Source organism: Flavobacterium rakeshii (assembly GCF_009741375.1).
Lineage (GTDB): Bacteria > Bacteroidota > Bacteroidia > Flavobacteriales > Flavobacteriaceae > Flavobacterium > Flavobacterium rakeshii.
Genome location: NZ_WOWP01000034.1, coordinates 128690 through 141425, shown reverse-complemented (window position 1 = coordinate 141425; position 12736 = coordinate 128690). Strand labels below are relative to the sequence as shown.

Sequence of the window (12736 nt, the reverse complement as noted above, 5' to 3'; positions counted from 1 at the left end):
TTGTGTTTGTGGAAAAAAAGTCGGCTATATGCCGGCTTTTTTAATTTTATTGGGTTTGTTTTAACCAGTGGTTAACGTGTTGTTACTTACTGGTTTGGTAACTTTATGTGGTAAAACCAATTAAAAAATATGTTATGCCTAAAGGAAAAGATACAAGACCTCAAATAAAAAATGAAGAGCAGTATGAGGCGCTAAGAGACAAGGGTTACAGTAAAGAAAAATCGGCACGTATCGCTAATAGTGAAGGTGCAGGGTATAGAGGTGGTAAGGCTAAAAAGTATGAAGACCGCACCAAACAAAGCCTGTATGATGAAGCTAAAAAAGTGGGTATTGAAGGGCGAAGCAAAATGACCAAAGCGCAACTGGCTTATGCTTTGCGACATAATTAAGCGAGTAATCCCCACAGGTTACGGATGCCTAAAACAGCATCTAGCAAAAAGGAGCGGTAAGGTCGGATAATAAAATCTTGTTTTGCCTGCCCTTTACGGAAAAAAATAAGGCCTAAATGATACGTGTCTATAGTGACGGTAACATTTGGGTCTTTTTTTATGGTTTCCCAAGCTTTTTCCATCTCTGGGGTTTTGTGGATGTTAGGGAGTACAAACAGGTTTTGGTCGGTTACATCTTTATGAAGCTGTTCAAAGGCTTTCATGATGCTTTGGGTATTGCTTCCGCAAATAAAACCAAGGTCCAGTCCGCCCGGTACGGGTGCCATAGGGGAAAAGAACCATAGTTTGGTTTTGGTTCTTTCGCCTACTTCACGAATGGTTTCGGTAACCTCGTTTGAGTTTTCTCCATATACTACCAGTTTGAACGACTTGCAGTGGTTAATGGTTTTAAATAAAATGGTAAGTACCTTGCTGCTGAGACCGTTTTTACCATTGCCTGATATTTTCTTTCCGGAATAAAATCCTTCGGTTACCAACTCATATACAAAAGGCGAATGTATGCCGTGTGCATTGCTTGATTTTAAAAGAAACGTTAGGTATGACATAGTCTCAAAAGTGTGTTAGGGTTATTCTTCCATTTTAGCGCTTAACTCAAACCAGCGCTCTGTTTTTTCGTCTATTTTATCCAGTATCTGTTGTAGTTCGTCGGCTTTAGCAGCAATGGCATCGTCGGCCACCTTACCGTCAGAGAAAAGCTGTTCGATGTCTTCCTTCTTTTTTTCCAGATCTTTAATTTCCTTTTCTATTTTCTGGTATTCCTTCTGTTCGTTAAAGGTAAGTCCGGCTTTTACCTGATTTTGTTTCCATGCCTTCTTATCGGCAGCAGGTTTGGTTTCTTCCTTAACCGGTTCGGCGCTGTCTTCATAAACACGGAAATCACTGTAGTTGCCTGGGAAGTCTTCAATAATACCCTCACCACGGAAAACAAACAGGTGGTCTACAATTTTATCCATAAAGTAACGGTCGTGCGATACTACAAGCAAACATCCCGGGTAATCCAATAGGAAAGCCTCCAGTACATTTAATGTAACAATATCAAGATCGTTTGTAGGTTCATCCAGTATAAGGAAGTTAGGGTTTTGTATCAGTACAGTACACAGGTAAAGACGTTTTAATTCGCCACCGCTTAGTTTTTCAACAAAGTCGTACTGCTTTTTACGGTCGAATAAAAAACGCTCCAACAGTTGTGCTGCCGAGATGGTTCTGCCTTTTGTAAGCGGAATGTATTCGCCAAACTCCTTAATAATATCAATAACCTTTTGTTCGGGTTTCGGGTTAATGCCCGACTGGGTATAGTAGCCCAGTTTTATGGTTTCGCCAATAACAACCTTACCATTATCGGGCTGCATACTTTGGGTAAGTATATTAAGGAAGGTAGATTTTCCGGTTCCGTTTTTACCTATAATACCTATACGTTCACCACGCTTAAAGTTGTAACTGAAGTTATCCAGTATGGTTTTATCTTTAAATTTTTTAGACACATTGTGTAGTTCAACTACTTTACTACCCATGCGCTCCATGTTTATTTCGAGCTCAACTTGGTGTTCCTTGCGGCGACTGTGTGCCTTTTCTTTAATTACATAAAAGTCATCCTGACGGGACTTTGACTTGGTGGTACGTGCCTTTGGCTGACGGCGCATCCAGTCCAATTCTTTTACATAAAGGTTTTTTGCTTTGTCTATGCTTGCGTTTTCGGCAGCTATACGTTCTTCCTTCTTATTAAGGTAGTAAGAGTAGTTGCCTTTGTATTGGTATAGGTTTCCGTTTTCAAGTTCTATTATTTCGTTACATACACGTTCCAGGAAAAAACGGTCGTGAGTAACCATAAACAGCGTCATGTTTTCTTTGGCGAAATAATTTTCCAGCCACTCAATCATTTCAAGGTCAAGGTGGTTGGTAGGTTCGTCCAGTATTAGCAGGTCGGGCTTGTTAATAAGGATGATAGCCAGTGCCAAACGCTTTTTTTGTCCTCCCGAAAGGTTTTTAACCTTCAGTTTCAGGTCTTCCAGCTTTAGCTTGAAGAGAATCTGTTTGTACTGTGTTTCAAAATCCCATGCATTATTAGCGTCCATGCGCTCAAAAGCCTTTTGGTAAGCCTCTTCATCTTCGGGGTTTTCCAGTGCTTTTTCGTACTGCTCAATTACTTTCAGTGTATCGTTGTCTGATGCAAATATGCTTTCTTCAATAGTAAGCTCGGGGTCAAGGTTAGGTTCCTGTGAAAGGAAAGCCATTTTTATTTCCTTGCGTATTACTACCTGTCCGCTGTCGGGAGTATCTTCTCCGGTAATTATTTTAAGTATGCTTGTTTTTCCGGTTCCGTTTTTGGCAACAAAGGCAATTTTCTGGTCTTTGTTGATTCCGAAAGATAAATTATCAAAAAGGGTGCGTTCGCCAAACGATTTAGATATGTTTTCTACTGAAAGATAGTTCACTGCTGTATGATTTTGTGCAAAAATAGTCTTTTTGTGTCATGTTTTGCTTTTAAACTTGTTTTCACTACTATCTTTACATTTTACGTGTCTAAATTTATATGATATGCTTAACAGGTTAAAAAATATGTTCTTTAATAAAGGGAAGAATACTGGATATAAATGTGCAGAATGTGGTGAATATCATGATAACTGGCCTGCATTGGTTTATAATGCTCCTGTTTATTATTCGCAATTGTCTGCTGAAGATAAGGAAAGGATAGCTTCTTTGGATCGTGATTTTTGTGTTATTGAACATTCTGATCAAATTGATAGGTTTATTCGTGTAGTACTATTTCAAAAGGTGGTTGCTAGCTGTGAAGATTTACATTACGGATTATGGGTTTCACTTAGTGAAAAGAGTTTTTTAGATTATAAGGCTCATTATGATGTTGAAGATTATGAGGCATGCTATTTTGGATGGATATCTAATGATTTAGAAGGGGGTAGTGATACTTTAAGTATTCCTGTAGATGTGATGTATAAAGGTGGAAGTAATAGGCCTGAGGTTATACCGCATGGAGATTATTCTCACCCTTTTGTTGAGGAGTATTATAATGGTATTTCCATAGAAGAAGCGCAAAAAAGGGTTATTAATGTTTTAAAAGGGTGTAATAGTAAAGCTTAATCCAGTAGTATTGCTGGTGTTTTGGCAGAAGCGTTCAAATGTGAACGCTTTTTTTGTACGCAAAACAGACAAAAAGTCATGTAAACTGACGAAATGACACTGTTTTTTGTATTGGAACAGAAGTTGACTATTACTAAGCAAATGTTTGAAACTAAAAAATTAAAAGATATGAACTTAGTAAAACGTAACAACACAAACAGCTTTCCATTTGTAATGGACGAATTATTTAAAGATTTAATGGGTGGTACACAGTATGTAAACAAAACAGCGCCTGTTAATATAAAAGAGACAGAAAGTAATTTCCTAGTAGAGCTTATGGCTCCGGGATTCAAAAAAGAAGATTTCAATATTGAGTTAGATAGCGATATTCTTACTATTTCTAATGAAGTGAAAACGGAAAAGACAGAAGGGGAAGAAGGTAAGTTTACCCGTAAGGAGTTTAGTTACTCATCTTTCAAAAGATCGTTCACTTTACCTGAAACAGTAAATCAGGAAGGGATTGATGCTCAATATGAAGGCGGAATCTTAAAAATAATGCTTCCGAAAAAAGAGGAAGCACTTCCAAAAGAAAAAAGAGTGATTAGTATTTCATAATGATTTGAGTTAGTTGGTTTGAAAAGCGTCCTGATTAAGGACGCTTTTTTATTTTAGTACATTAGGTAAATAACCAATTCAACATAATAATTATATTTGCGCTATGCAGTTATCGGTTATTATTCTCAATTACAATGTCCGCTATTTTTTGGAGCAATGCGTGCTAAGTGTACAAAAGGCTCTTAAAGATATTGACGGAGAGATAATTGTGGTAGATAATAATTCTCCGGATGATAGCTGTGCAATGATGAAACAGCGCTTTCCTGATATTACCCTTATTGAAAGTAAAGAGAATTCGGGGTTTCCAAAAGGTAATAATATAGGTGTAGCTGCGGCTAAAGGTGAGTATGTATGTATACTGAACCCGGATACCGTGGTGGCAGAAGATACTTTTAAAAAAGTATTACAGTTTGCCGAAGGGAAACCTAATATGGGGATTGCCGGAGTTAAGCTGGTAGACGGTCGCGGTAATTTTTTGCCTGAAAGTAAAAGGGGGGTGCCTACTCCCTGGGTGGCTTTTACCAAAATAGCCGGACTGTATAAGTTTTTCCCTAAATCATCAGGGTTTAATAAATATTATGCCCAGCACATTACTCAAAATGAAACGGGTGTGGTAGATATACTGGTGGGTGCCTTTATGGTTATGAAACGTGAACTGTACTTGCAGGCAGGTGGTTTTGATGAAGGGTGTTTTATGTATAGTGATGATATCGATTTGTCGTATACCATACAGCAAATGGGTAAGGTTAACTATTACTTTCACGAAACTACGGTTATACATTATAAAGGTGAGAGTACGGTTAAAGACGGTACTTATATGAAACGCTTTAGGGAAGCGATGCAGTTTTTTTATAAAAAACACTTTAGGAGTTCTCCTGTTTTTGATTTGTTTATGCGTGCGGGTACTTTGTTTTTTGCTGTAGTAAAGCGCAGTAGGAAAGGAGAGGTTGTTGTTCCTCAAGAGTATGTGCTTTTCTCAGGTGATGAGACTTTGCGTATTGCATTGGAAGACAGTCTTGAAAAAAAAGTAACGCGTTATGCTAAACCTGATGAAAAATTATTAAATTCGCAATCGTTTTCCGGATACGGACAGGTTGAGGTAATTTTTGATAATAATTCGGTTGATTTTTTTGAGATAATTAAATTTATGGAAAAATTCAGTCAATCAGGGCTTACCTTTAAGATCAGGCCGGAAGGCAGCCGTTTTATTATTGGTAGTAACGATAGTAACGACAGGGGGCAGGTAATTACAATTAAAGCTTAAATAATTGTAAAAGTGCTCACAAACCTATTGTAAAACGGGCAAAAACTGATTTTTTTTAGTAATTTCGCAAGCGGAAAGATTAATTTTACCTTTAGGTTAACGATATGGCAAAATTTGAATTAACATTACCCAAAATGGGTGAAAGTGTTGCTGAGGCAACGATTACAAATTGGTTAAAAAATGTGGGAGACCGCATTGAAGCTGATGAAGCGGTTTTAGAAATTGCCACAGATAAAGTGGACTCAGAAGTTCCTTCGGAAGTTTCGGGAGTACTTACCGAGATTTTATTCCAGGTGGATGATGTGGTTCAGGTGGGGCAAACTATCGCTTATATCGAAACTGAAGGCGGTGCTGCAACCGAAGCTCCAAAAGCAACCGAAGCCGCTCCTGCTGCTGCAGAGGCTGTAACCAAAACGGTTGAGGTGGCTCAGGAAACTGCAGCTACTGCTCAGGTAGACTTCTCTGAGTCTGACAAGTTTTTCTCTCCGTTAGTAAAAAACATTGCAAAAGAAGAAGGTGTATCTCTAGCTGAACTTGAAGCCATTAACGGTACAGGTAAAGACGGAAGGGTAACCAAAAATGATATCTTAGATTATATTAAGAACAGAGGTTCTCAGCCAGCTGCACAACCGGCTCAAACTGCTGCTCCTGTTGCTAAGGCTGCTCCTGCAGCACAACCGGCTCAGGCTGCTAAAGCTGCTCCTGTATCTGTAAACGGTCAGGATGAGATCGTGGAGATGGACAGGATGAGAAAACTTATCTCAGGTTACATGGTACAGTCGGTACAAACTTCGGCACACGTACAGTCGTTCATCGAAGTAGACGTTACCAACATTGTAAAATGGAGAGATAAGGTAAAAGGTGCGTTTGAGAAGAGAGAAGGTGAGAAGCTTACATTTACTCCTATATTTATGGAGGCTGTGGCAAAAGCACTTAAAGATTTCCCATTAATGAATATATCTGTTGATGGTGAATACATCATCAAGAAGAAAAATATTAACCTTGGTATGGCGGCTGCATTACCAAACGGTAACCTTATCGTTCCGGTAATTAAAAATGCAGATCAGCTTAACCTTGTAGGTATGGCAAAAGCGGTTAACGATTTAGGTAACCGTGCTAAGGCTGGTAAACTTAAGCCGGACGATACTCAGGGAGGTACTTATACAGTAACTAACGTAGGTACATTTGGTAGTGTGTTTGGTACACCAATCATCAACCAGCCTCAGGTAGGTATCCTTGCTCTTGGAGCGATAAGGAAAGTACCTGCAGTTATCGAAACTCCTGATGGTGACTTTATCGGTATCCGTCAGAAAATGTTCCTTTCACACAGTTATGACCACCGTGTGGTAGACGGAGCACTGGGAGGTTCATTCGTTAAGCGAGTTGCTGAATACCTTGAAGCATTTGATCCAAACAGAGATATATAATCTCTAAACTCATAAAAAAAGCCTCCTTATTAAGGAGGCTTTTTTGTTTCTTATTCATAGCAATGCTTCTTTATACTGCTTTGTATTCTGCTACAGTGTTAAGGTAACGTTCGTTAATAATATTCATGTGGTGGCGTACATGCCCAATAAGCGCATAACCCACAGCTCTTGCAGAAACAGCATCTTCTCCGCTTCCTAAGCATAATTGCAGTTGCTTTTCGGTAAGTCCCGAAAAGAACTCTATACTGTAGTTACGAATTACATTAAACTCTTCCAGTAGCTCGTCAATATCATGGCGTTCTACTTCAGCGTTTTTTATGTAAGCTTCATGGTTAGTGAATCCAAACGGAGTTTGGTTATCTCCTCTGGAAGCTGCCAGGGCACGGTACTGCATTATTCTTTCTACATAATTTATATGCATTAATACCTGCTTAATAGTCCATTTGCCTTCGGCATAGCTGTAGTTTGCCATATCGGGGCTAATGTTTTTAAAAAAGTTGTACGTCTGTTTACGATCCTGTCTCATAAGCTGTATAAGTCCGTTTTCTTTAGTTAGGCCTATATACATTTCTAATCTTGGCGGATACTCGTTTGTTTCGGGTTTGGTAATCATACTGTTTGTTTTTTGATTGATTGTTGAATGGTTAAACTAATTCCTCGCAGTTTAGTCCGTTTGCCTTAAAGAGGTTGATAACCTTCGTTGCGATTTCCTTATTGCTTTCAATTCTCACAATGCGGTCGCAGTCTTCGGGGTCAAAATCGACTCTTAAAACCGAATCGATAGCAGCAAGTATACTGCTGGCAAAACGTATTTGTTTACTGGTACGGACAGAGGTTTTAAAAACGAACACTTTTTTCATAATTGTTGGTTTTTAGATGATGATTGATGATGATTATTAAGTAGTGTAAAGTTACAATAGAATCAATGATAAAAATTGTACTTTAAAGTGTTATACCTGTCATTTTATCTGGCAAAGCCATACAAAATTATTTTACAGCTGTTTATGGTGATAAATATCGTGTTGACAATAGTGTTGACAATACTATAAATAGTAGAAAATAGGCTTACTGGTCGTCCCTGTATTTATTTGAAGCCTTATGTAAACGGCGTGCAATTATATCCCTGAGTTTTTTTGGAGATAGTACTTCTATAGTTTCTCCAAATCCTAATATTTCTCTTTCCAATTCAAAATTATGTACTACATCTATACGTATTGTTATACCTGTTTCATTTTCACTTAAAAGTTTTTGGGAAGCATGTATGGGCTTGGTAATAACATAAGGTGCGTTGTACTTGTTTACGTGTAGTATTATTTTGTTGGGTCTGTCCCTGTGTGATTTGGTTACACCAAGTAAATCGTCAAAATAACGGTCAAAGTTAACCCCTTCATATTCTACATACAGTTCTTTAGGTAACGGGTGAAACTCAATAATCCTGTCGAGCGCCAGTGTTAGCAGGTTTGGGTTAGATTTAGGTCGGCAAACCAAAAACCAACGGTTTCTGTATTCCTTTAAAAGGTACGGATAATATATTTCCTTACTTGGCTTTAATGCCTTGAACGATTTGTATTCTAAAAACAATGGCGTTTTATTAAATATAGCCTGATACAAAGGAGTTATGTGTTCCCTTCCTTTTAACTCCTTATTATCTTCAAACTGTATGAAGTTCTTATTACTGTCGGCCGATTTGTTTACGTTGTTCTCCAGTTTTGCAATCAGGTCACTCATCTCGTCAAAATAGTTAAACCCGTTAAGCTGTTTGAGTACACTTACAATCTCCTTCATCTTGTCCATATCGGCAGTATTGATAGGGGAATTGGTAATGCTGTAATCAGCATCCTCATACGTGTAAAATCGTTTATCGGTAACTATTATGGGGGCATTATAACCCAGCTTGTCACTACGCATGGTTTGTATGTCTGACTGAATAGTACGTTTGCTTACCCCCGTGGTGATGCCTTCATATTCGTACAAAGCATCTGATACTTTTTCAATAAGATCTTCCAGTGTCCATTTTCTAAACCTGTTTTTAAGACATTGATCAATGGTTTTGTATCGCAAAAGGGCAAGCTTATTTGTAGCCATATTGATGGTTTTGTCGGTTTTGGGTAAAAATTGATACTTCAAATGTAGGTAAAATTCATTTTACTACGCAGTATAATTGCGTACATTTTATTTTTTGATAATTTTTAAAAATTATTTTAAGATTTAGTTTGTTTAAAATCATGTGTTTAAATAAAAATTTTCAAAAAATATTTTACTGCGCATATTCATTGCGCATATAGGTGGCCATCTTTGCAATGTCAGGATGAGACATTAAAACCACACCTTACTAATTTTAAGTTTAACCATAAAGATTTGTATTATGAAATTCAATTTTTTAGCCAAAACCAAAAACACGACTGTGAATTACCAAGGGGTAAAAGCTTATAAGGTTACTCCCGAAATAGAACTGTATACAGCGGTGGTTACAACCGGGCTGAGTAATACATTTTACGAATCGGGGGATGACAGACTTAAAAGGATTAAAAGCCTGATAACTCAATGTGATGCTGAGTTTGTTACAAAGTTAGCCGTTTATGTGAGAACACAAATGTACTTAAGGAGTATACCACTGGTGCTTTCGGTAGAGCTTGCAAAACAGGCATCGGGCACATCAATAGTGAGTCAGGCTGTAAACGGTGTAGTACAGCGTGCAGATGAGATAGCCGAGCTTTTGGCTTACTATCAAATAGCAAACCAGCGTAATGGTGTAAAAAAGCTGAACAGGCTTTCTAAGCAGGTGCAAAAAGGACTTGCAACATCATTTAACAGGTTTGATGAGTATCAGTTTGCGAAGTACAACAGGAAAACAGAAGTAAAACTAAAAGATGCCCTGTTTCTGGTACACCCAAAAGCAAAAGATGAGAGCCAACAGGCAGTATTCAATAAAATTGCTGCCGATACTCTGGCTACTCCTTATACATGGGAAACAGAGCTATCTGAACTGGGTAAAGCCAAATTTGAAAACGAACATGTTAAGCAGTTAGCGATAGCCCAAAAATGGGAAGAGCTTATAGAGAGTAAAAAAGTAGGTTATATGGCAATTATGCGTAACCTAAGGAATATACTTGATGCTAATGTTTCGGCAAATCATTTATATATGGTTTGCGATTATATAGCAAACGAGCAGGCTGTGGCAAATTCAAAACAATTGCCTTTCAGGTTTCTTGCAGCATACAGGGAGGTTAAAAAGCATGACTCTAAATATACCTCTGTAGTACTGGAAGCTCTTGAAGATGCTGTGATGCACAGCGCGCGTAATATAAAGGGTTTTGATGCAGATACTTCGGTAGTTATTGCCTGCGATGTTTCGGGTTCCATGCGGCAACCTGTTTCGGCAAGAAGTAGTGTAATGCTTTATGATGTGGGGCTTATGCTGGGTATGTTGCTGCAGTCGCAATGTAAAAACGTGGTTAGCGGTATGTTTGGCGACAGGTGGAAAATAATAAACATGCCACGTAGAAATGTACTGGCAAATGTACAGGAGTATTACAGGAGAGAGGGTGAAGTAGGTTATTCTACATACGGTTATCTTGTTATAGACGACCTTATAAAAAGAAAACAGCTTGTAGATAAGGTGATGCTGTTTACCGATGTACAGATGTATAGTAATCATGGATTCAATTCGTTTGAAAATTCATGGAAAATGTACAAGCGACTGGCGCCAAAAGCTAAGCTGTATATATTTGACCTTGCAGGACATGGTAGCATGCCTCTGGATATAAAAAGAAATGATGTGTATTTGATTGCAGGCTGGTCTGACAAGATCTTTGATGTTCTTAATGCTGTAGATGATACAGCGATTGCTATGGAAAAGATAAGCCAAATCAAATTGTAGACTGCTCCCGCAGCCGGGGATGCTGCGGGAGCTTAATAAAAGTTCATAAAATATTGATAATATAACAGGTGTCGTTGATAAGAGTTACTTCGTCCAGTTCTGTGTCACAGGTTCGAATCCTGTCATTGTAAAATGTAGCTCAGTCCGGTAGAGCAAGAAAAATAGTCTCTTTTCGTTTATAACCCTGTTTTAAGAAAAAAGGATGCCGTAGGTAAGGGATACTTCGTCTCAACTTTGGGGAGGAATAGCGTAGTCATTTTAATATGGCAAGGTTATCCGGTTCGACTCCGGCAGGACATGCCTCGTTCTCTTGCCGTTTTTTGCTTCTTTGTTCTTTTAAAATCTGTCGGGTGCCGTAGTGAAGTGTTACTTCGTCCAACTGATTAAGGCGCGGTCAAACCCTGCCAATCACTTCACGATTTAGCCCCGGTAATAAAAGAGTGCCGTTGTTAAGTGTTACTTTGTTTCTCCAAAAATTCAGTCACTTTACGCTTATTGCCTCTTTTTATATAAAAAATAAATTTTAGTTTAAACGCATGTATTTGCACACATAATAAAATTATGGAACGATTAATTACGGGAACCGATTTGTTAAACATCGGTTTTAAAGAAAATGCAGTTTTAGGGATGACACTTGATCTTGTGAACAGAAAATACGCTTCGCAGGATAAAGAAGAAGTATTGGTTTTACTGAAAAACCTGAATGATGCTCCCGAAAGTTTTCTTGAAGATGAAGCGTTAGGGAACTTGGCTCAGGCTATAATTGATGAAGCTAACAAGCCGAAAGATGAAGTGATTCCGCTGGTTGAAAACGCTAACGGATATACCATATACGGAGAGCAGAATATTGAAGAAGGAGCAAAAGACCAGATGAAGGTGGCTATGAAGCTTCCGGTAACAGTAGCAGGTTCATTAATGCCCGATGCTCATCAGGGTTACGGACTGCCGATTGGTGGTGTGCTGGCTGCAAAAAATGCCATTATCCCTTATGGAGTAGGTGTAGATATTGGGTGTAGAATGGCTTTGTCCATATATGATATCCCTGAAAGTTTCTTTATGGAAAATCAGGCAAAATTTAAAAGGGAGTTAATTGCCCAGTCTAAATTTGGTGCCGGACAGGGATTTAAGGGAAAGGAAAAAGCAAACCACGATGTGCTTGACCGAGATGAGTTCAATATAAATCCGTTATTAAAAAACTTAAAGGATAAAGCCTGGTCGCAACTAGGTACATCGGGTGGAGGTAACCACTTTGTGGAGTTCGGTATTATAGAATTTGAACAAAGGGATGAGGTGCTTAATATTGATAAGGGTAGATACCTCGCCCTGTTAACCCATTCGGGTTCGCGAGGATTGGGAGGTATTGTTGCAGGATATTATACCAAGTTGGCAAAAAGTATTTGTAAACTGCCAAGAGAGGCAGAGAACCTTGCTTACCTTGATATGAACTCGCAGGAAGGTATGGAATATTGGATAGCCATGAACCTTGCCGGAGATTATGCGTCGGCCTGTCATCAGGTTATACACGATAAAATGACGAGGGCTGTGGGAGGTAAAGTACTGGCTAAGGTAGAGAACCGTCATAATTTTGCCTGGAAGGAAATTTTAAACGGTGAAGAGGTAATTGTACACCGTAAAGGAGCAACTCCGGCGGGGAAAGGTGTTATGGGTATTATACCGGGGAGTATGACCGCGCCCGGATTCCTTGTTAGAGGTAAAGGTGAGGAAAACGCGATTAATTCGGCCTCACACGGTGCCGGAAGGTTAATGAGCCGAACACAGGCTATTAAGAATGTTACAAGAGATGATATGAGGCAGGTGCTTAAAGATCATGGTGTGACCCTTATTGGGGCCGGAAAAGATGAAGCGCCTATGGCTTATAAAGACATCAATACAGTGATGGCCTCTCAAAAAGACCTGGTGGATGTTGTGGCTAAGTTTACCCCGAAAATGGTACGAATGGCCGACGACGGAAGTCGGGAAGATTAAACAATGTGGTGCAAAGGGAGACAGTTTTTTTCTGTCTCCC

General features: G+C 38.9%; 12 protein-coding genes. 7 read left to right on the top strand and 5 right to left on the bottom strand.

Annotated features, from left to right (window positions below; translation table 11 throughout):
* Positions 1-134 precede the first annotated feature (134 nt).
* The gene (locus GN157_RS10375) at positions 135-389 is read left to right on the top strand and encodes a DUF7218 family protein (protein WP_157483334.1); all 255 of its coding nucleotides are present in this window, start codon (positions 135-137) and stop codon (positions 387-389) included.
* Here the strand turns inward: GN157_RS10375 and GN157_RS17840 are convergent.
* Together GN157_RS17840 and GN157_RS10365 are read right to left on the bottom strand one after the other, a co-directional pair.
* Positions 386-994: a hypothetical protein gene (locus GN157_RS17840; RefSeq protein WP_197429432.1), complete on the bottom strand. Its 609-nt coding sequence runs from the start codon at positions 992-994 to the stop codon at positions 386-388. The two genes, GN157_RS10375 and GN157_RS17840, sit on opposite strands and share 4 nt — an antisense overlap.
* A 21-nt stretch (positions 995-1015) precedes the next feature.
* On the bottom strand, positions 1016-2881 hold the full coding sequence (locus GN157_RS10365) for an ABC-F family ATP-binding cassette domain-containing protein (protein WP_317163537.1): 1866 nt from the start codon (positions 2879-2881) through the stop codon (positions 1016-1018).
* A 103-nt stretch (positions 2882-2984) separates the two neighbouring features.
* Between GN157_RS10365 and GN157_RS10360 the strand changes: the two genes are divergently transcribed.
* The 4 genes from GN157_RS10360 to GN157_RS10345 all read left to right on the top strand — a co-directional run bounded on the left by GN157_RS10360 (position 2985) and on the right by GN157_RS10345 (position 6830).
* On the top strand, positions 2985-3545 hold the full coding sequence (locus tag GN157_RS10360; protein WP_231749115.1) for a DUF2199 domain-containing protein: 561 nt from the start codon (positions 2985-2987) through the stop codon (positions 3543-3545).
* A gap of 168 nt (positions 3546-3713) precedes the next feature.
* Positions 3714-4139, top strand: a complete 426-nt coding sequence (locus GN157_RS10355) for an Hsp20/alpha crystallin family protein (protein WP_157483333.1) — start codon at positions 3714-3716, stop codon at positions 4137-4139.
* 103 nt (positions 4140-4242) lie between these two features.
* Positions 4243-5403: a glycosyltransferase family 2 protein gene (locus tag GN157_RS10350; protein WP_157483332.1), complete on the top strand. Its 1161-nt coding sequence runs from the start codon at positions 4243-4245 to the stop codon at positions 5401-5403.
* 104 nt (positions 5404-5507) lie between these two features.
* Entirely contained in the window at positions 5508-6830 is a 1323-nt protein-coding gene (locus tag GN157_RS10345) for a dihydrolipoamide acetyltransferase family protein (protein WP_157483331.1), read from the top strand.
* A 70-nt stretch (positions 6831-6900) separates the two neighbouring features.
* Here the strand turns inward: GN157_RS10345 and GN157_RS10340 are convergent, their stop codons facing one another.
* From GN157_RS10340 to GN157_RS10330, 3 genes are all read right to left on the bottom strand, one after another.
* Positions 6901-7443, bottom strand: coding sequence for a DinB family protein (locus GN157_RS10340; protein WP_157483330.1), 543 nt, complete (start codon positions 7441-7443; stop codon positions 6901-6903).
* A 31-nt stretch (positions 7444-7474) separates the two neighbouring features.
* Positions 7475-7690: a hypothetical protein gene (locus GN157_RS10335; protein WP_035132433.1), complete on the bottom strand. Its 216-nt coding sequence runs from the start codon at positions 7688-7690 to the stop codon at positions 7475-7477.
* Positions 7691-7895: 205 nt separating this feature from the next.
* Entirely contained in the window at positions 7896-8915 is a 1020-nt protein-coding gene (locus GN157_RS10330) for a helix-turn-helix transcriptional regulator (RefSeq protein WP_157483329.1), read from the bottom strand.
* A 280-nt stretch (positions 8916-9195) separates the two neighbouring features.
* On the opposite strand from GN157_RS10330, the gene GN157_RS10325 reads away from it, so the two are divergent.
* Together GN157_RS10325 and GN157_RS10320 are read left to right on the top strand one after the other, a co-directional pair.
* A complete protein-coding gene (locus GN157_RS10325) occupies positions 9196-10710 on the top strand; it encodes a TROVE domain-containing protein (protein WP_157483328.1) in 1515 nt (504 codons plus the stop codon).
* 561 nt (positions 10711-11271) lie between these two features.
* The gene (locus GN157_RS10320) at positions 11272-12696 is read left to right on the top strand and encodes an RtcB family protein (protein WP_157483327.1); all 1425 of its coding nucleotides are present in this window, start codon (positions 11272-11274) and stop codon (positions 12694-12696) included.
* The last annotated feature ends 40 nt before the right edge of the window (positions 12697-12736 follow it).